General features: G+C 74.8%; 20 protein-coding genes. 4 read left to right on the top strand and 16 right to left on the bottom strand.

Annotation, left to right across the window (positions count from 1 at the left end; translation table 11 throughout):
* The first annotated feature begins 370 nt into the window (after positions 1-370).
* A complete protein-coding gene (locus tag ACZ6AQ_RS18755) occupies positions 371-1,189 on the top strand; it encodes a phosphatase PAP2 family protein (RefSeq protein ID WP_388693886.1) in 819 nt (272 codons plus the stop codon).
* Between the two features lie 70 nt (positions 1,190-1,259).
* Here ACZ6AQ_RS18755 and ACZ6AQ_RS18750 read toward each other — a convergent pair whose 3' ends face one another.
* The 4 genes from ACZ6AQ_RS18750 to ACZ6AQ_RS18735 all read right to left on the bottom strand — a co-directional run bounded on the left by ACZ6AQ_RS18750 (position 1,260) and on the right by ACZ6AQ_RS18735 (position 4,889).
* Positions 1,260-1,475, bottom strand: a complete 216-nt coding sequence (locus ACZ6AQ_RS18750; RefSeq protein WP_388693889.1) for a proteinase inhibitor I78 — start codon at positions 1,473-1,475, stop codon at positions 1,260-1,262.
* A gap of 239 nt (positions 1,476-1,714) precedes the next feature.
* Positions 1,715-2,785: a helix-turn-helix transcriptional regulator gene (locus ACZ6AQ_RS18745; protein WP_468760769.1), complete on the bottom strand. Its 1,071-nt coding sequence runs from the start codon at positions 2,783-2,785 to the stop codon at positions 1,715-1,717.
* 93 nt (positions 2,786-2,878) lie between these two features.
* Positions 2,879-4,153, bottom strand: coding sequence for a glycosyltransferase (locus tag ACZ6AQ_RS18740; protein WP_468760768.1), 1,275 nt, complete (start codon positions 4,151-4,153; stop codon positions 2,879-2,881).
* Positions 4,154-4,286: 133 nt separating this feature from the next.
* Positions 4,287-4,889 (bottom strand): LysM peptidoglycan-binding domain-containing protein, encoded by a 603-nt coding sequence (locus ACZ6AQ_RS18735; protein ID WP_468760767.1) that lies wholly within the window; start codon positions 4,887-4,889, stop codon positions 4,287-4,289.
* A 215-nt stretch (positions 4,890-5,104) separates the two neighbouring features.
* Between ACZ6AQ_RS18735 and ACZ6AQ_RS18730 the strand changes: the two genes are divergently transcribed.
* Both ACZ6AQ_RS18730 and ACZ6AQ_RS18725 read left to right on the top strand, forming a co-directional pair.
* Positions 5,105-5,887 carry a hypothetical protein gene (locus ACZ6AQ_RS18730; RefSeq protein ID WP_388693900.1) on the top strand — a complete coding sequence of 261 codons (783 nt, stop codon included), beginning with the start codon at positions 5,105-5,107 and terminating at the stop codon, positions 5,885-5,887.
* A gap of 212 nt (positions 5,888-6,099) precedes the next feature.
* Positions 6,100-6,372: a hypothetical protein gene (locus ACZ6AQ_RS18725; RefSeq protein WP_468760766.1), complete on the top strand. Its 273-nt coding sequence runs from the start codon at positions 6,100-6,102 to the stop codon at positions 6,370-6,372.
* An 82-nt stretch (positions 6,373-6,454) separates the two neighbouring features.
* On the opposite strand, the gene der is transcribed toward ACZ6AQ_RS18725, so the two are convergent.
* From der to ACZ6AQ_RS18700, 5 genes are all read right to left on the bottom strand, one after another.
* On the bottom strand, positions 6,455-7,903 hold the full coding sequence (der, locus tag ACZ6AQ_RS18720) for a ribosome biogenesis GTPase Der (protein WP_388693906.1): 1,449 nt from the start codon (positions 7,901-7,903) through the stop codon (positions 6,455-6,457).
* A gap of 69 nt (positions 7,904-7,972) precedes the next feature.
* Positions 7,973-8,617, bottom strand: coding sequence for a lysophospholipid acyltransferase family protein (locus tag ACZ6AQ_RS18715; protein ID WP_388693909.1), 645 nt, complete (start codon positions 8,615-8,617; stop codon positions 7,973-7,975).
* Positions 8,614-9,279: a (d)CMP kinase gene (gene cmk, locus ACZ6AQ_RS18710; RefSeq protein WP_388693990.1), complete on the bottom strand. Its 666-nt coding sequence runs from the start codon at positions 9,277-9,279 to the stop codon at positions 8,614-8,616. Before cmk ends, ACZ6AQ_RS18715 begins: the two co-directional genes overlap by 4 nt.
* A 154-nt stretch (positions 9,280-9,433) precedes the next feature.
* The gene (locus tag ACZ6AQ_RS18705; RefSeq protein WP_468760765.1) at positions 9,434-10,522 is read right to left on the bottom strand and encodes a prephenate dehydrogenase; all 1,089 of its coding nucleotides are present in this window, start codon (positions 10,520-10,522) and stop codon (positions 9,434-9,436) included.
* Complete coding sequence (locus ACZ6AQ_RS18700) at positions 10,519-10,881, bottom strand: hypothetical protein (protein ID WP_468760764.1); 363 nt, start codon at positions 10,879-10,881, stop codon at positions 10,519-10,521. Before ACZ6AQ_RS18700 ends, ACZ6AQ_RS18705 begins: the two co-directional genes overlap by 4 nt.
* 186 nt (positions 10,882-11,067) lie before the next feature.
* Between ACZ6AQ_RS18700 and ACZ6AQ_RS18695 the strand changes: the two genes are divergently transcribed.
* Entirely contained in the window at positions 11,068-11,757 is a 690-nt protein-coding gene (locus tag ACZ6AQ_RS18695; RefSeq protein WP_468760763.1) for a nucleotidyltransferase domain-containing protein, read from the top strand.
* Positions 11,758-11,840: 83 nt separating this feature from the next.
* Here ACZ6AQ_RS18695 and ACZ6AQ_RS18690 read toward each other — a convergent pair whose 3' ends face one another.
* From ACZ6AQ_RS18690 to ACZ6AQ_RS18660, 7 genes are all read right to left on the bottom strand, one after another.
* A complete protein-coding gene (locus tag ACZ6AQ_RS18690) occupies positions 11,841-12,872 on the bottom strand; it encodes an ADP-ribosylglycohydrolase family protein (protein WP_468760762.1) in 1,032 nt (343 codons plus the stop codon).
* Positions 12,869-13,699, bottom strand: a complete 831-nt coding sequence (locus ACZ6AQ_RS18685) for an NUDIX hydrolase (RefSeq protein ID WP_468760761.1) — start codon at positions 13,697-13,699, stop codon at positions 12,869-12,871. Before ACZ6AQ_RS18685 ends, ACZ6AQ_RS18690 begins: the two co-directional genes overlap by 4 nt.
* Complete coding sequence (locus ACZ6AQ_RS18680) at positions 13,696-14,775, bottom strand: AAA family ATPase (RefSeq protein ID WP_468760760.1); 1,080 nt, start codon at positions 14,773-14,775, stop codon at positions 13,696-13,698. Before ACZ6AQ_RS18680 ends, ACZ6AQ_RS18685 begins: the two co-directional genes overlap by 4 nt.
* Positions 14,772-15,422 carry a nicotinamide riboside transporter PnuC gene (gene pnuC / locus ACZ6AQ_RS18675; protein ID WP_468760759.1) on the bottom strand — a complete coding sequence of 217 codons (651 nt, stop codon included), beginning with the start codon at positions 15,420-15,422 and terminating at the stop codon, positions 14,772-14,774. Before pnuC ends, ACZ6AQ_RS18680 begins: the two co-directional genes overlap by 4 nt.
* A gap of 124 nt (positions 15,423-15,546) precedes the next feature.
* Entirely contained in the window at positions 15,547-16,734 is a 1,188-nt protein-coding gene (locus tag ACZ6AQ_RS18670) for a pseudouridine synthase (RefSeq protein WP_468760758.1), read from the bottom strand.
* Positions 16,734-17,342, bottom strand: a complete 609-nt coding sequence (gene scpB, locus ACZ6AQ_RS18665; RefSeq protein WP_468760757.1) for an SMC-Scp complex subunit ScpB — start codon at positions 17,340-17,342, stop codon at positions 16,734-16,736. The genes ACZ6AQ_RS18670 and scpB overlap by 1 nt, the downstream gene beginning before the upstream one ends.
* A complete protein-coding gene (locus tag ACZ6AQ_RS18660) occupies positions 17,339-18,505 on the bottom strand; it encodes a segregation and condensation protein A (protein WP_468760756.1) in 1,167 nt (388 codons plus the stop codon). Before ACZ6AQ_RS18660 ends, scpB begins: the two co-directional genes overlap by 4 nt.
* Positions 18,506-18,529: the final 24 nt, after the last annotated feature.

Here is an 18,529-nt window from a genome sequence, read left to right as displayed (position 1 = left end):
CGCGAGTCCGACCGTCGAGCGCGTGGCGCACCTCTCACCCGCGTGGAGCACGCCCTGTGTCGTACGCCACTCGTTCGGACCGGCGTGTCGGGGGGAATTCCACCCGGTCGCGCGCCCCGAACAATTCACAGGCGTTCAAACAGCTTTCCGCAATGCCTTCTCCCCGAATAGCGACGCAGGTCATCGGATTTCCGGACGGACGACAGGAATGGGTCGCCCGTTGAGACCCACTCCACATCACATCGTCATCACGAAGAGGCCGGATTGACGGGGTCGGCTTCTCACTCCCTGTAACGTCGATTGGGTGCGTACCGACATCTTTGCCCGACTGGACCGGGAGCCGGAACCGCCGAAGATAGAGGTCCCGGGGATGACCCGCACGCGTCTCGCCCTCTTCGGCGGGACGGCGGCGTTCTACCTCGCCATCGTCGTGGCCGTCCTGCTCTCGACCTGGCTGGTGACCCTCGACTGGAAGATCATGCTGTTCCGGCCCTACCAGCAGTGGCCCGAACTGCACGCCTTCCTCGACTACTACGTCGTCCTCGGTCAGCGCGGCCCCACGGCCGTCATGGTGGCCGCGTGGCTGGGCTGGCGCTCCTGGCGCCAGCACACCCTGCGCCCCCTGCTGTGTCTCGGCGCCGCCCTCCTCCTGCTCAACGTCTCGGTCGGCTCGGTCAAGCTCGGCCTCGGCCGCCTCGGCCCCCACTACGCGACACAGGTCGGCTCCGCCGAACTCTTCGCGGGCGGCGACATATTCCCCTCCGGTCACACCGCCAACGCGGTCGTGACCTGGGGAATCCTGGCCTACCTGGCGACCACCCCGCGGGCCAGGCGCTACCTGTCGGCGCTCTCCGCCGTGGTCGCGCTCGGGGTAGGCCTCACCACCGTCTACCTGGGTACGCACTGGCTGAGCGACGTCCTGCTGGGCTGGGCGGCCGGGCTCCTCGTCCTGCTCGCGCTGCCCTGGTGCGAGCCGGTCCTGGCCGTGGCGGAGTCGTGGGTCCTCGCCGCGCGCGACCGGGTACGGGAGCGGCTGCGGGACCGGCGGCGCCTGGTGCCGTCCCTGCCCGTGGCGTCCGGGGGTCCCCGCCCCGGGCTCTTCCCGACGCGCCCGCCCGGCTCCGAGGAGCCGGTCCGGGAGCCCGTGGGGGTGGCCGGCGGGCGGCGCGCCCCGGCGACCCGGGGCTGATCGCGCCCGTACGCGTGGAGGGGCCCCGACCGTGCGCCGGTCGGGGCCCCTCCCCTGTGCGGGCCGGCCCTCAGCCGTGCCAGCAGCGGGTGACGACGCCGCCCTCGACCTCGAAGTTGATGCGCCCGGCGAGGTACTCCATGGTGATGATCGAGCCGGACGGCAGGGAACGGACGACGTTCCAGCCCCGGGTCCTGGCGAGCCTCTCGGCGGCTTCCGCGTCGAGGCCCACATAGGACCCGGGCGAGTCGTGGGGCGGTTCGGGAGTGCGCGATGTGGGTGCCATGGGTCTCACGTTAGTACCTTGCCGGTCACGCTTGTGTCACAAGTTCTCGACATATGTTCGATGCGTCTCGCCGCGCACACGGAACAGGGTTTTCGGACGTTTACCCGGCAATTACAGGAAGATGCGGGGCGTTCTCCCCCGCGTCCGGAAGGGCCGGTGAGCGGCGGAAATTGGCCCTCCACCGGGTCGGCGGCCCCGAATTGTCCGGGCGGTGTCCGCGCGGGACGTCCACGCTTTCCTTACACCGTGTTTACGCCTTCCGGGCGCCCGGCCGTCCCGGTCCGGGGCCGGTGTTCCGGCGCCGTTCCGAAGTCTTTCCGTCCCTCCCGGTCCGCCCGGTCCTCCCGATCCGTCCGGTCCAGGGCCCGGGACAGGCGGTCCCGGAGGACCCGGACCCGTTCGGTGAGATCCTGCGGTTCGACCACCTCGAAGTCGAAGCCCAGGAACGCCACGTGGAACACCATCACGTCGAGGTCGTGCGCCCCCGTCCGCAGCAGGCAGGCCGTGTCCCCGTCGGCCTCCAGGACGCCGTCCAGCGGTCCGACGGCCGCCGCGGCCTCGGCGAGCGGTACGAACAGGCGGACCGTCGCCTCCCGCGCGTAGGCGCCCCGGGACACCCCCTTCGCCACGTAGGCGGCCAGGTCCTCGGCGGGCGGCTCCCGGGGCGGGAAGCGGGGGCCGTGCGGCGGCACGGGCTCGATCCTGTCGGCCCGGAACGTACGCCAGTCCTCCCGGCCCAGGTCCCAGGCGACCAGGTACCAGCGCCGCTCGGCGCAGACCAGGCGGTGCGGTTCGACGCTCCGTCGGGTGGCCGCGCCGCCGTGGTCCCGGTAGTCGAAGCGCAGCCGCTCGCCGTCCCGGCAGGCGTGGGCCAGCTCGGTGAGGACGGTGGGGTCGACCCGTTCCCGAGGGGTGCGCAGCAGGGGCACCGTGAAGTCGTTGAGCGCCCCGATCCGCCGCCGCAGCCGGCCCGGCAGGACCTGCTCCAGCTTGGCCAGGGCACGCACGGAGCTTTCGCCGATGCCCTCGACGCCCTGTCCGGCGGCGGCGCGCAGCCCGACCGCGACCGCCACGGCCTCCTCGTCGTCCAGGAGGAGCGGAGGCAGTTCGGCCCCCGCCCCGAGCCGGTAACCGCCGCCGGTCCCGGGGCCCGCGTGCACCGGATAGCCGAGTTCCCGCAACCGGCCGACGTCCCGGCGCACCGTGCGCGGGGTGACGCCGAGCCGGTCGGCCAGATCGGCCCCGGACCACTCGCGGCGGGCCTGGAACAGCGAGAGCAGGCGCAGCAGCCGTGCGTAGGTTTCCAGCATGCTCCCGAGTCTGTCAGCCGTCGTGGACGGGCACGGCCCCCGAGGGGGCCGGAACGCCGTCGCCGGCCGGGCCCCGGGGTCGCTGCCGCCGGGTCAGCGGAAGCGGCGGACCAGACGGCCGGCCCGTGCCTTCTGGGCGTAGACGGCGTCGATCGCCCGGCCCGCCGTCCGGTGGAGCGCCGTCCGGCCCGGGGAGTGGGTGCGCCGGCCCGCGCCCCGGTCGAGGAGTTCCGTCCAGAGCGCCTCGTGCCGGGCGGCGATCCGCGCCGGGTCGAAGCGCTCGGAGGCGGTGAGGGCCGCCCGCGCCGTCCTGGCGCGCAGGCCGTCGTCCTCGACCAGCTCCCGCAGTCCCCGCGCGACCGCCGCCACGTCGTCCACCGGCACGAGACGCCCGTCGACCCCGTCCTCGATGATCTCGCGGGGCCCGTTCGGGCAGTCGGTGGAGACCACCGGGAGGCCGCAGCGCATCGCCTCCACGATCGTCATGCCGAAGGACTCCCGCTGGGAGGTCACGGCGGCGATCGAGCCCTTCACCCACTCCGGCTCCATCGAGGCCACCGACCCCATGAGGAAGGCCCGCTCCTTCAGCCCCCGCTCCTCGATCCGGCGGGCCAGCGGAGCCCTGAGGTCCTGGACGGCGTCCCCGGCGCCGTAGATCCGCAGCGTCCAGTCGGGATGGTCCCGGGCCACCTCCGCGAAGGCGTCGATCAGCACGTCGTACCGCTTCACCCGGGTCAGCCGGCCCGCCGCGACGACGGTCTTCGCGGCGGGATCGGCGGGCGGTCCCGGGGGCGCGGGCACGCTGTTGGGCACGGACTCGATCCGCACGCCGGGCAGTCCCAGCTTCCGGTAGGCGCGGGCGTCGGCCTCGGTGACCGTGGTGACGGCGTCGAGGAGGGCGTACTCGTGGACGATGTCCCGGCGCAGCCGGTAGCTGTGGCCGTCCAGGATCAGGTGCTCCTGGCCGACCAGGAGCGGCCCCCGCCGGGCCTGCCGGGCGAGGTGGACGTTGAGCCCGGGGCGGGTGGCGACGAGGACGTCGGCCTCCACCCCGCGCAGGTGCTCCCCGATCCGGGCGTCGGTGAGCGCGCTGTACTGCTTCCAGCGTCCGTCGCCGCGCGGGAAGACCACGGCGGGGCGGCGGAAGTCGGGGTGGTCCCCGTCGTATCCGGGACTGTCCCGGCGCAGGTCGACGAGGTGGCGCAGGGTCACGCCGCCGGGCAGGTCCAGGAGGGGCCGGTCGCGGTGGCGGAAGACGGAGACGATCTCGACCTCGTGGCGCTCCGCCAGTTCCTCGGCGAGCGTGAAGGTGGTGCGGATCGTGCCGCCGTAGTGGTAGCCGTTGTGGAGCAGAAAGGAGATACGCATCGCGCTGCCGGTTCCCCCCGGTCAGTTGGTCGGTCTCCCGACTCTACTTGCCGGTGCGGCGCCGGAACCCGCGGGTGGTGACCGGGCCGGACGGGGGCCGGGCACGCCTCCGGCCGCCCGTCCGGCCAGGGCGTCAGAGCGGGGCGATGCGCAGCATGGCGCCGACGGAGATCCGGTTCGGGTCGGCCCCGATCACGCTCCGGTTCGCCGCGTACAGCGCCTGCCAGCCGCCCTTGATCCCGAAGCGGCGGGCGATCGAACCGAGGGTGTCGCCGGCCCGGACGGTGTGGACGCGCCCGCTCAGGCCGTACTTCCTGGAGCAGGTGGGCCAGGCGCTCCAGCCCTGGACGCGCAGCACCTCCTCGGCGACGGTGATCTGCTGCGCCCGGGTGGCCAGGTCGGCGCGCCGGGCGTACGCGAGTCCGCCGTACCCGGCCCAGGTCGGCTGCCAGAACTGGAGTCCGCCGTAGTAGCCGTTGCCGGTGTTGGCGTTCCAGCGCCCGCCGCTCTCGCACTCGGCGACGCACCCCCACGGCCACTGGTCCCGGGCGCAGGCGGAAGAGGGCGCGGAGGCGGCGCCCCGGGGAGCGGAGGCGGGCGTCCCGGAGACGGAGGCCGTCGCTCCGGGTACGGCGGAGGGCGTCCCGGCCCGTGCGGGTGCCGGAGCCAGGGCGAGGAGCGCGGCCGCGGAGGCCGCCGCGAGGGGACCGGCCGTCCAAAATCGGATCTTCGACATCGGGGCAGGCTAGGCAGCCTCCCGGCGTCCCCGGCCTCTGCCGCGCGGAGCCCCGCCGGCGTCCCACCCGGTCGGAGTCACCCGCCCGCCGTGCGGGCCGGCGGCAACTTGGCCCGCATCCGCGCGTGACCCCGGCCGAGCCTGACCCGTTGAACTCGGCGTGAGGCGCCCGGGAACGGCCCGGCGTCCGCCCGTACCGAGTCCAGGGAGCCCCCGTGCCGCGCATGCTCGACGTCAGCGAGGACGTACGCGCCGAGATCGGCGACGAAGAAGCCGACCGGCTGCTCGACGGCGACAACGCCCCGGGCAGCTACGACTGCACCTCCTGCCGCACGCCGGGGGACTCCGAACAGGAGCGCACCAGCACGGTGCTGTTCGTCGGCGAGGAGACGGCGGTCCTCGCGTTCGCCCACGCCGGCTGCATCCCGTCGCAGGTCGTCCGGGTCGCCGAGGACCAGCTCCAGGGCGCCGTCGCCTCCATCGCGGCCTCGGACGCCGCCGACGCGCTCGCCGTCTCCCACCCCGAGCAGGCCGTCCTGGGGGTCACCAGCGGCCTCGTCCTGATCGGCGGCGACCTGCACCCGGCGCTCGTGGTGGAGCCGACCGCCCCGGTGGCCCGCCCGGGATCGGACGGTCTCGCCGACGAGTTCCTCCCGCTCCTGGCCGAGCAGGGCTTCCGGCAGGTCACGGACCTCGAAGTGAGGCCGGAGGTGCTCCCTGGCTGGTCGGTCCTGGTCGCCATGGGGCAGCTGCACTCCGTCCTCCAGCCCGGTCCGGGCGGCGCCGGACAGGCCGCCTGGTGGCAGGCGCACCAGCCGCTCCAGGTCACCGAGGGCTGGCGCGCGGCGGCCAACAAGACGCACACCGTCCTGGTCTTCGCCGCCCCGGTGGGCTCGATCGGCCGGCAGCCGCGCGAGGACCTGCTGCGCGACGCGCTGGAGAAGGCCGCCGCAAACGGGCGCCTGGTGGCCGCCGCGATGCCGCTGGCCGGCACCTGATGAAGCACGGAAGGCCGGGGTCGGGGTGGGTACGGGTCCCCGGCCCGCAGGCGGGACGGGGCGCGCCGGAACCGGACGTCCCGCCCGCGCCGCGCCCCCGGCCGACGCTCCTTCCGGAGAACCGCCCGCATCCGACGGGCGACGGGGTCGTTGGCACCTACGTGCACCCATACGACCCTTCCCCCCAGCCGTATCCGACCCCGATCCCCTCGATGCGCCCCGCGCGGGACGTCGCGGCGGGCCCCTCGCCCACGCCGATCTACGACGCCCTGTGCTCGGAGTACCGCAGGTCGTTCCGCACCCTGCCGGGTGACCGCAGCGGCGAGGAGGGGCCGGACTTCCGGGCCTTCGGCACGGCGCTGGGCACGGGCGCGACCGGCCGGCCGCACCGGGGCACGGCGGCGCACCCGACCGCGTGGTCGGCGCGGACGCCGTCCCCGCAGCTCCGGGCGGCGCTCCCGCCGGGGCCCCGCAGGGAACACTAGGGCGCGCTTCGTACCGCGCCTCGCGAACGGCCGGAGGCCGGGACCCGCATCGGGTCCCGGCCCCCGGCCGTGTCGCACCGCGTCACTTCTTGCGGCCGCGCTTCTCGCGCACCCGCACCGAGATGTGGATCGGGGTGCCCTCGAAGCCGAACTCCTCGCGGAGGCGGCGCTCGATGAAGCGGCGGTAGCCCGCCTCCAGGAAGCCCGAGGCGAAGAGCACGAACCGGGGCGGCTTGGTGCCCGCCTGCGTGCCGAAGAGGATGCGGGGCTGCTTGCCGCCGCGGATCGGGTGCGGGTGGGCGGCGACGATCTCGCCGAGGAAGGCGTTGAGCCGGCCCGTGGGGACGCGGGTCTCCCAGCCGGCGAGGGCGGTCTCGATGGCCGGGACCAGCTTCTCCATGTGGCGGCCGGTCTTGGCGGAGACGTTGACCCGGGGCGCCCAGGAGACCTGCTGCATCTCGGTCTCGATCTCGCGCTCCAGGTAGTAGCGGCGCTCCTCGTCCAGCTCGTCCCACTTGTTGTAGGCGATGACGATGGCGCGGCCCGACTCGACCGCCATGGTGATGATGCGCTGGTCCTGGACCGAGATGTTGTCGGTGGCGTCGATGAGGATGACGGCCACCTCCGCCTTCTCGACGGCCGCGGCGGTCCGCAGGGAGGCGTAGTAGTCCGCGCCCTCCTGGAGGTGGACCTTCTTGCGGATGCCGGCGGTGTCGACGAACTTCCACGTCACGCCACCGAGCTCGATCAGCTCGTCCACCGGGTCGCGGGTGGTGCCGGCCAGCTCGTTGACGACGACCCGGTCCTCGTTCGCCACCTTGTTGAGCAGGGAGGACTTGCCCACGTTCGGGCGGCCGATGAGGGCGATGCGGCGCGGGCCGCCGACCGTGTTGCCGAAGCGCTGCGCGGGGGCGTCGGGCAGCACCTTGAGGACCTCGTCCAGGAGGTCGCCGGTGCCGCGGCCGTGCAGCGAGGAGACGGGGAACGGCTCGCCGAGGCCCAGCGACCAGAGCATGGCGGCGTCGGCCTCGCCGGACTGGCCGTCGACCTTGTTGGCGGCGAGGACGACCGGCTTCCCGGAGCGGCGGAGCAGTCTGACGACGGCCTCGTCGGTGTCGGTGGCGCCGACGGTGGCGTCCACGACGAAGAGGCAGGCGTCGGCGGCCTCGATGGCGAACTCGGCCTGGGCGGCGACGGAGGCGTCGATGCCGAGGACGTCCTGCTCCCAGCCGCCGGTGTCGACCACCTTGAAGCGGCGGCCGGCCCATTCGGCCTCGTAGGTGACGCGGTCGCGGGTGACGCCCGGCTTGTCCTCCACGACGGCCTCACGGCGGCCGATGATGCGGTTCACCAGGGTCGACTTGCCGACGTTCGGACGGCCGACGACGGCGAGGACGGGAAGCGGGCCGTGGCCGGCCTCCTCGATCGCGCCCTCGATCTCCTCCGCGTCGAAGCCCTCTTCCGCGGCGAGCTCCATGAACTCCGCGTACTCGGCGTCGCCAAGTGCCCCGTGGTCGTGCTGGTCGTTCATGAAGTCCGTTCCTTGATCATTCGTGGTCGGTGGTTCCCGGACCGCGGGTCCCACTACTGAAAGTCTCGCTCAGCGCCCGGTGAGGCGCCTGGCGTTTTCCAGATGGGCGGTGAGCCGCCCCTGGATGCGTACGGTGGCCTCGTCCAGCGCCCGGCGGGTGCGCCGGCCGCTGCCGTCGCCCGCCTCGAAGGCGTCGCCGAAGACGACGTCCACCCGGCCGCGCAGCGGGGGGAGGGCCTTGACGAGCCGTCCCCGGCGGTCGGCGCTGCCCAGGACGGCCACCGGGACGATCGGCGCGCCGGAGCGGACCGCGAAGTACGCGAGGCCGGCGCGCAGCGAGGCGAAGTCGCCCTCGCCCCGGGTGCCCTCGGGGAAGATCCCGAGGACGCCGCCCCGTTCCAGGACGCCCAGGGCGTTGGCTATCGCGGTGCGGTCGGTGCCGTCCCGGTCCACCTTGAGCTGCCCGATGCCCTCCAGGAAGCCGCCGAGCGGGCCGACGAACGCCTCCTTCTTGACGAGGAAGTGCACGGGGCGCGGGGCGGTGCCCATGAGCATGGGGCCGTCGATGTTGTGGGCGTGGTTGACGGCGAGGACGACGGGACCGGAGGCCGGCACCCGCCAGGCGCCGAGGACGCGCGGCTTCCACAGCCCGTACATCAGCCCGATGCCGATGCGGCGGCCGACGGCGGCGCCCCTCCCGGAGGGCGGGGTCACCTGGCGGCCGCCCTCTTCTCGTCGACCAGGGTGACGACGCACTCGATGACCTGGTCCAGGGTGAGGTCGGTGGTGTCGACCTCGACGGCGTCGTCGGCCTTGGCGAGCGGAGAGGTCTTGCGGCTGGAGTCGGCCGCGTCCCGCTTGACCAGGGCCTCCTGCGTGGCGCGCACGTCGGCGCCCTTGAGCTCGCCGGAGCGGCGGGCGGCGCGGGCCTCGGGCGAGGCGGTGAGGAAGATCTTCAGGTCGGCGTCGGGCAGGACGGTGGTGCCGATGTCCCGGCCCTCCACGACGATGCCGTGCCCGGCGTCCCTCGCGATGGTCCGCTGCAGCTCGGTGATGAGCGCGCGCACCTCGGGGACGGCGCTGACGGCGCTGACCCTGGAGGTGACCTCCTCGGTGCGGATGGGGCCGGAGGCGTCGACGCCGTCCACGGTGATGGTGGGCCGGGACGGGTCGGTCCCGGAGACGATGACCGGCTTGGCGGCGGCGGCGGCCACGGCGTCGGCGTCGGTGACGTCCACGCCGTTGCTGATCATCCACCAGGTGATCGCCCGGTACTGGGCGCCGGTGTCGAGGTAGTTCAGCCCCAGCTTGGCGGCGACCGCCTTGGAGGTGCTCGACTTGCCCGTGCCGGACGGCCCGTCGATGGCGACGATCACGGATTCCACGGTGGGAACACCTTCCTGGGGTGAGCGGTGGGGCCCGGCGGAGTTGCGGGGGACCCCCACAAGGTTACCGAGTCCCACGCACCCGTTCGGCCCAGCCCGTGCCGGGGCCCCGGGGGCCGGGTCCCCCGGGGCCCCGGCGCCCGCGTCAGCCCGTACGGAGGGCCCAGCCGCGCTCCTGGAGGGCCGTGCCGAGGACCGGGGCCGCCGAGGGCTCCACCATGAGCTGGACCAGGCCCGCCTGCTGGCCGGTGGCGTGCTCGATGCGGACGTCCTCGATGTTGACGCCCGCGCGGCCCGCGTCGGCGAAGATCCGGGCCAGCTCGCCCGGCCGGTCGCTGATGAGGACGGCGACGGTCTCGTAGGCGGCGGGGGCGGCGCCGTGCTTGCCGGGAACGCGGGAGCGGCCGGCGTTGCCCCGGCGCAGGACGTCCTCGACGCCCGTGGCACCGCTCCGCCGCTCGTCCTCGTCGGCGGACTGGAGGGAGCGCAGGGCGCGGACGGTCTCGCCGAGGTCGGCGGCGACGCCGGAGAGGACGTCGGCGACGGGGCCGGGGTTGGCGGAGAGGATCTCGACCCACATGCGGGGGTCGGAGGCGGCGATCCGGGTGACGTCGCGGATGCCCTGTCCGCAGAGGCGCACGGCCGTCTCGTCGGCCTCCTCCAGGCGCGCGGCGACCATGGACGACACCAGCTGCGGGGTGTGGGAGACCAGGGCGACGGCCCGGTCGTGGGCGTCGGCGTCCATGACGACAGGGACGGCCCGGCAGAGGGCGACGAGTTCCAGGGCGAGGTTGAGGACCTCGGTGTCGGTGTCCCGGGTCGGGGTGAGGACCCAGGGGCGTCCCTCGAAGAGGTCGGCGGTGGCGGCGAGCGGGCCCGAGCGCTCCTTGCCGGACATCGGGTGCGTGCCGATGTACGCGGTGAGGTCGAGGCCCAGGGCCTCCAGCTCCCGCTCGGGTCCCCCCTTGACGCTGGCGACGTCCAGGTAGCCGCGGGCGAGGCCCGCCTTCATGGCGTCGGCGAGGGTGGTGGCCACGTGGGCCGGGGGCACGGCGACGACGACGAGGTCCACGGGTCCCCCGGGCGCCTCGTCGGTGCCGGCGCCGAGGGCGGCGGCGGTGCGGGCGCGGGCCGGGTCGTGGTCGCGGAGGTGGACGGTGACGCCCCGGCCGGCGAGGGCGAGGGCGGCGGAGGTGCCGATCAGGCCGGTTCCGATGACGAGCGCTGTTCTCACGGGGCGATGTCCTTGCGCAGGGCGGCCGCGGCGCCGGGGCGGGCGGGCGCGGTCCGGGGAGGGGGCGGCTCGGTCCCGGCGCGGGCGGGGAGCCGGGCGGCCCCCGGCCCGGCGCCTCCGGCACCGGGTGCACGGACGCGGGCCGCGGGGGCGGTTCCGGCGCGCCGGGCCGGGGCGGGGGCGGGACCGCCGCGCGGTACGGGCACGGCCGCGGATCGGGGGCCCGTGGCGGGAGGTCCGTCGTGCCCGGCGGCGGTTCCGTCGTGTCCGGCGGCGGGCGGTTCCCCGGCCCGCTCGCGCGGGTGCCCGGTCCCGTCCCGTTCCGGCTGGACGGCGCCCCGGGCCGCTCGTACCGTCACGTCGTGCTCCTTCGGCTGCGTCGGTGCTCCGTCCAGCCTAGTCAGCGGCGGGTGCGGGACGTCGTACCGCCCGCCCTCCGAGACGGCCGGGCCGGTCGCCACCGGCGGACGGGCTCCGGGAGGCCGCTCCGGGGGAACGGGCCACCGGCGCGGGCGGGGCGGCCGTCCTCGCGTACCCTGCCCGGCATGACCCCGGAGCAACTGGTGCGCGACCACACGATCTACTCCTGCGTGATGGGCTCGCGCGCCTTCGGCCTGGCGACCGAGGGGAGCGACACGGACGTGCGGGGTGTCTACCTCGCCCCGACGCCGCTCTTCTGGCGCTTCGAGAAGCCCCCGGCCCACGTGGAGGGTCCGCGCGAGGAGCAGTTCTCCTGGGAGCTGGAACGCTTCTGCGAGCTGGCCCTGCGCAACAACCCGAACGTCCTGGAGTGCCTCCACTCCCCCGTGGTGGAGCACGCCGACGACCTCGGACGCGAGCTGCTCTCCCTGCGCGGGGCCTTCCTCTCCCGGCGGGCCCACCAGACCTTCGTGCGGTACGCGGACGGTCAGCGCCGCAAGCTGGACGCGGACGTGCGCCAGTACGGGCAGCCGCGCTGGAAGCACGCCGTGCACCTGCTGCGGCTCCTGGGGAGCTGCCGGGACCTGCTGCGCACGGGTGAGCTGCGGATCGGCGTCGGCGGGGACCGCGACCGCCTCCTCGCGGTCAGGCGCGGCGAGGTGTCCTGGCCCGAGGCCGAGTCCTGGATGAACCGCCTCCGGGAGGAGGCGGACCTGGCCCGTGACTCCTCCCCGCTGCCGGCCGACCCGGACCACGCGCGCGTGGAGGACTTCCTGGTCCGCGCCCGCCGCGCGTCGGCCCTGCGGGAGCTGTAGCCGGGTCCGTACGAGAGGGTCGTACGGCACCTCCGCCCCGGCCCGCCCGCCGTCCGGTCCGGCGGGCGGGGGCGCGCCGCCGGTCAGGCGTCCCAGAGGGCGCCGAAGGCGACCAGGTCGCTCCGGTGCTCGACGCGTTCCGCCCACTCCGCCGGCCAGGCGTCCGCGCCGAGGTGGGCGCCGGCGAAGGCCCCCGCGAGGGCGGCGATCGAGTCGGAGTCGCCGCGGGTGCAGGCGGCCCGGCGCAGGGCGGTGAGGGGTTCGCCGGGGAAGAGGAGGAAGCAGAGGAGCCCGGTCGCCAGGGCCTCCTCCGCGATCCAGCCGTCCCCGGTGTACGCGCAGGGGTCGAGTTCGGGGTCGGCCGTGCGCTGCACGGCGTCCAGGCGTTCCAGGACCGCCAGGCACTCGTCCCAGCCGCGCTCGGCGAAGTGCCGCGCGGAGGGGTCCTGGGAGCGGGTCCACAGGTCGCCGAGCCAGTGCTCGTGGTAGCGGGAGCGGTTGTCGTACGCGTACGAGCGCAGCTGTCCGACGAGCCCGGTCGGGTCCGCGCCCTGGGCGAGCAGGTGCACGGCGCGGGCGGTGAGGTCGGAGGCGGCGAGCGCGGTGGGGTGGCCGTGGGTCAGCGCCGCCTGGAGCTGGGCGGCACCCGCCCGCTGCTCCTCGCTCAGCCCGGGGACGAGCCCGATCGGCGCGACCCGCATGTTGGCGCCGCAGCCCTTGGAGTGGACCTGGACGGCGTCCTGCCAGGGCCGGTCGCCGTCCAGGAGCCGGCAGGCGCTCAGGCAGGTGTTGCCGGGTGCGCGGTTGTTCTCCGGGGAGTGGTACCAGGCGACGAACTCCTCGCGGACCGGACCGGTGAGGTGTCGCGGGGCGAGGACGCCGGTGTCCATGGCCGTGCGGATGCCCCGGGCAAAGGCGAGGGTCATCTGGGTGTCGTCGGTGACGTACGCCGTCCCGTTCCTGACGGGGAGTTCCATCTCCCGCCAGGGCCCGCACTTCGCGAGGATCGAGGGCACGTCGTCGAACTCGGTGGGAAAGCCCAGCGCGTCTCCGAGCGCGAGCCCGGTCAGGGAGCCGGTCGCGGCCCGCTTGACGGCGGCGCGTGCGTGGTTCACGGGGAGTGTCCTTCCGGTCGCAGGAGGGGCGGGTGGAGGGTCGTGGCCCCGCCCGCCCGGTAGAGGGCGGCCGGTTTCCCCCGTCCGCCGGTGAGGCGCGGCGGCCCTTCCACGGCCCGGACGAAGCCGGGGGTGGCGAGGACCTTGCGCCGGAAGTTGGGGCGGTCGAGCTCGACGCCCCAGACCGTCTCGTAGACCTGCCGCAGCTCGCCGAGGGTGAACGCGGGCGGGCAGAAGGCGGTGGCGAGGCAGGTGTACTCGAGCTTGGCGCCGATCCGGTCGTGGGCGTCGGCGAGGATGCGGTCGTGGTCGAAGGCGAGCGGCCCGTGCGTCCCGTACGGGATCCACCGGGCCTGCGCCGCGTCCCCGCCGCCGCGCGGCTCGGGCGGGTCGGGTACGAGCGCGGTGAAGGCGACGGAGACGACCCGCATCCTGGGGTCGCGGTCCGGCTCGGTGTAGGTGCGGAGCTGTTCGAGGTGGAGCCCGGCGACGGTGGCCCCGGAGAGCCCGGTCTCCTCGGCGAGTTCGCGGCGGGCGGCGGTCTCGGCGGACTCGCGGGGCAGCACGAAGCCGCCGGGCAGGGCCCAGGACCCGGCGTACGGCTCCCGGCCGCGTTCGACCAGGAGGACGTGGAGCCGTCCCTCGCGGAGGGTGAGGACGGCGAGGTCGACGGTGACGGCGAAGGGCTCGAAGGCACGGGGGTCGTACTCCCCGGGGGCCGGACCGCCCGGCGGCGCCCCGGGGGCGCGCTCCTCCGGGTTCCGGCGGCCGGCGGCCGGCCCGGGAGCACGGGGGGCGTCCTCCCCGGGGTCCCGGGGGCCGGTCACCGGCGCTCCGGCAGGGGGTCGGCGAGGCGCGGGCCCTCGGCGAGCAGCGCGTCCACGGCGGCGACGGCGGTGGCCAGCCGTTCCTCGTGCGGCCCGGTGAGCACCACCGTGCGGCGGCCGGTGTGGGCGAGCTGGGTGAGGAAGCGGGCGGTCATCCAGGGGCGCAGGTGCTCCCCGTCGCGCAGCCCGTCGTCCTCGAAGGCGACGCCCCGGTGGTCGGTGAGCAGCCAGAGGTGCTGGCGGCCCCGGGCGGCGATCTCCCCGGTGCCGGGGCTGACGGTGCCCATGTACCGCTCGTGCCAGATGGTGGTGGCGAAGGCGTCGGTGTCGCAGAAGAGCACGGGCGAGCCGTCCCGGGCGGCCTCCTCCTCCAGTTCGGCCTGGCGCTGGGCGATGACGGGGAAGTCGGAGGAGCGGAAGGCGACGTCGGTCCAGGTGGCGCCGGGACGCCCGGCGCGGAGTTCGGCGAGCTTGAGTTCGCTGTACTCGCGCCCGTACTCCGGCACGTACCGGGTGCGGGCCCAGACGCCGCCGCGCCGCCGGTAGTGGTCGGCGAGGGCGAGCGCCATCGTGGTGGTGCCGGTGGACTCGGCGCCGAGGACGACGACGCGCCGGGTGAGGGCGGCGCGCACGGGCGGCTCCAGGAAGTCCCAGTACCCGGCGGGGTCCGCGCGGACGGCGGTGCCGGAGACGGGGAAGCGGACGCGGCCGGGATCGACGGGGACGGAGTCGGCGCCGAACCGGCGGCCCAGCTCCTCCCCGTACGGCTCCGAGGTGAAGACGGCGTCGACGCGCTCGGGCACGGCGGCCCGGAAGACGGCCATGTGGGCGTCCCACACGTCGGGGTCGTGGAGGTCGACGGGATGGTCGTCCACGGCGCCGACGACGAGGGCGTCGGGGTGGATCTCGCGCATCCAGGCGACGCGCTCCTCCAGCGGGACGGACTCCACGGAGGAGGCGCAGACGAGCACGGTGAGACGGTCGCAGCGGGCGAGGGCGGTGCGGACGAGGTGGTGGTGGCCCGCGTGCGGCGGGTAGAACTTGCCGAGGACGAGGCCGTGGCCGTAGCGCTTCACGCCGTCGCCCCCACCGGCCGGGAGGAGCCCGCGAGGTCCCTGGTCCAGCCGCGCAGGCCGAGGACGCAGAGCGTCATGAAGCCGACGTACAGCAGGGAGGTGAGGTACAGCTCCTTGTACGCGTAGAGCGGTACGTAGACGACGTCGGCGGCGATCCAGAGCCACCAGGACTCCAGGCGCTTCCTGCACTGGCCGTAGGTGGCCATGAGGGAGAGCGCGGTCGTCAGGGCGTCCCAGAAGGGGACGGTGGAGTCGGTGGCCCGGTCGAGCAGCAGGGTCAGCCCGAGGGTCCCCACCGCCCCCGCCGCGAGCAGCCACGTCCACTCGGTGCGCGTGGTGCGGCGCACCGGGAGGACGCCGGAGCCCGGTCCACCCCCGTGGGTCCAGGTCCACCAGCCGTACGCGGCGAGGGTGATGAAGACGATCTGCAGGCCGGCGTCGGCGTAGAGCCCCGCCTGGGCGAAGAGCAGGACGAAGAAGAGGTTGTTGGCGATGCCGACGGGCCAGTTGGCCACGTGCTGGCGGGCCACCAGCCAGACGCAGAGCGCGCCGCTGCCGAATCCCAGGACCTCGGTCCAGCTGACCGGGGTTTCCAGGACGGTGAAGAGCGGTTGCCGCAGGGGTTCGAACAGGGTCGCGAGGCTCACGCCCGCCTCCTTAAGAGTCATGATGACTATAAAGGGGGGCGGCCGGGCGCACAAGGTCCGCCGACACGCGGGAAGCCCGCGACCGCCGGGCGGTCGCGGGCTTCCCGTACGAGGGGGCCGGGCCCTACATGCCGACTTCCTTCATCAGCATGCCGACCTCGGTGTTGGTCAGGCGGCGCAGCCAGCCCGACTTCTGGTCGCCCAGGGAGATCGGGCCGAAGGCGGTGCGGACCAGCTTCTCGACCGGGAAGCCCGCCTCGGCCAGCATCCGGCGCACGATGTGCTTGCGGCCCTCGTGCAGGGTGACCTCGACCAGGTAGTTCTTGCCGGTCTGCTCGACCACGCGGAAGTGGTCGGCGCGGGCGTAGCCGTCCTCCAGCTGGATGCCGTCCTTGAGCCGCCGGCCGACCTCGCGGGGCAGCGGTCCGGTGATCGCGGCCAGGTAGGTCTTCTTCACGCCGTACTTCGGGTGCGTGAGGCGGTGGGCCAGCTCGCCGTGGTTGGTGAGCAGGATGATGCCCTCGGTCTCCGTGTCGAGCCGGCCGACGTGGAAGAGCCGGGTCTCGCGGTTGGTGACGTAGTCGCCGAGGCACTGACGGCCGTCCGGGTCCTCCATGGTGGAGACGACGCCGGCGGGCTTGTTCAGCGCGAAGAAGAGGTGCGACTGGGTGGCGACGGTCAGGCCGTCCACCTTGATCTCGTCCTTCTCCGGGTCCACGCGCTTGCCCTGCTCCAGGACGATCTCGCCGTTGACCTCGACGCGGGCCTGCTCGATGAGCTCCTCGCAGGCACGCCGCGAGCCCATGCCGGCGCGGGCGAGGACCTTCTGCAGCCGCTCGCCCTCCTGCTCGGCGCCGGGGAAGGTCTTGGGGGTCCTGATCTCCGGGCGGCCCTCGTACCGCTCCCGGTTGCGCTGCTCGATCTTGGCGTCGAGCTCGCGCGAACGGGCCGGGCTCTGCCGCTGCCCGTGCGGGCCGCGACGGGGCGGGGTGCCGCCCTGCGGGGCCTTGGGGCCGCCCTTGGCACCGCCGCGGGCCGCGGCGCCGCGGCCCTTCTTCGGGGCCTCGGAGGAGTCGCCCACGTCGTAGGAGCGCTCCTCGGGGCGGGGCCGGCGGGGGTTGTCCGGACGCTTCCGGTCGTCGCGGCCGCCGCCGGCGGCGCCCCGGTAACCGCCGCCGCCCCCGCTGCCGCCCCGCCCGCCGGCGCCGCCCCGCCCGCCGGCGCCGCCGCTGCTGCCGCCGCGGCCGCCGCTGTTGCCACCACGGCTCCCGCCGTTGTTTCCGCTGCTGTTCCTGCCGCTGCTGCTTCGCATCAAACTTCCGTCTTGTCGTCGTCCTCACGATCCGGTGCATCCGGATCGAACGACGGAACCCCTTCCAGCGAGTCCGCCTCGACCGCCTCCGCCTCGGGGAGGAAGGGGGCGAGCTCGGGGAGTTCGTCCAGGCCGCGCAGGCCCATCCGCTCCAGGAAGTAGTTCGTCGTCCTGTACAGGATCGCACCTGTTTCGGGTTCCGTGCCCGCCTCCTCCACCAGACCGCGCTGGAGGAGGGTCCGCATCACGCCGTCGCAGTTGACCCCGCGGACCGCCGAGACGCGGGAACGGCCGACCGGCTGGCGGTACGCGACGACCGCCAGGGTCTCCAGGGCCGCCCGGGTGAGCCGCGCCTGCCGGCCCTCCAGGACGAACGCCTCCACGGCGGAGGCGTACGCGGGGCGGGTGTAGTAGCGCCAGCCTCCGGCCACCCGGCGCAGTTCGAAGCCCCGGCCCTGGGCGGTGTACTCCTCGGCCAGTTCGCGCAGGGCACCGGCCACCTCCTCGGGGGCGCGCCCCAGGACGCCGGCGAGGTGGGCCTCGGTGGCGGGCTCGTCGACCACCATGAGCACGGCTTCGAGGGAGGGTTTGAGGTCGGGGTCGCTCACGCGCGGGCCTCCGCTTCCTGTCCGGATTCCTGATCGAACGCGCCGGTGCCCCGGGGCTCCCCGGCCCTGTCGGGTCCGCCGGTCCCGTCGCCTCCGTCGATCCCGTCGGCCCCGTCGATCCCTTCGACCCCGCCGGTCCAGGAGACGGTGAGGTCGCCGAGGGCGGTCTCCTGGTCGAGGGCGACGGACCGCTCGCGGTAGAGCTCCAGGAGGGCGAGGAAGCGGGCGACGACGGTGAGGGTGTCGCCGGCGTCCTCGACCAGCTCCCGGAAGACCGCCGTGCCGCGCTCGCGCAGCAGGGCGGCCACGATGGCGGCCTGTTCGCGGACGCTGACGAGGGGCGCGTGGATGTGCTCCACGTGGACCCGCGGCGCGGCCCTGGGCCGCATGGCCCCGGCGGCCAGCTCCGCGAGGCCCTCGGGGCCGACGGAGAGGACGACCTCGGGCAGCAGCGCGGCGTGGTGCGGCTCGAGCCCGACGGTACGGGGGTGGCGGCGGCCCTCGCTCTCCCAGCGCTCCTCGAGGACGTCCGCGACGCGCTTGTACGCGCGGTACTGGAGGAGCCGGGCGAAGAGCAGGTCGCGGGCCTCCAGGAGCGCGAGGTCGGCCTCGTCCTCCACCTCCGCCGCGGGCAGCAGCCGGGCGGTCTTGAGGTCGAGCAGGGTGGCGGCGACGACGAGGAACTCGGTGGTCTGGTCGAGGTCCCCGTCCGGTCCCAGGGCCCGCAGGTGCGCCATGAACTCGTCGGTGACCCGGGAGAGCGCGACCTCGGTGACGTCCAGCTTGTGCCGGGTGATCAGCTGGAGGAGCAGGTCGAAGGGGCCCTCGAAGTTCGTGAGCCGCACGGTGAACCGCCCGTCGCGCCCGGCGCCGGTCCCGGAGGTCTCCCCGGACCCGCTGTCCCGGTCGGACCCGCTGTCCTCACCGGGCCGCTCGGTTCCACCGGTCCGGGCGGTTCCACCGGTACGGGCGGGTCCGCCGGTACGGGCGGGTCCGCCGGTACGGGCGGGTCCGCCGTCGTCCGGTCCGCCGGCCGCGCCGGGCCGGTCGGCCCCGGGCGGGGGTTCCGGGCGCTCCTCCCCCGGCGTCGCGCCCCCGCCGCGTCCCAGGGCGCGGCGGCGCGGCGGACGGGACGTCTCGTCGGGGGCGAGGGCGTGGCGCATGGAGGTCCAGGGGGAGCGGGGAGC

It is taken from the genome of Streptomyces sp. NPDC041191 (genome assembly GCF_055591945.1).
The sequence above is the reverse complement of the archived record's forward strand: the minus strand, read 5'-3'. Positions and strand labels throughout refer to the sequence as shown.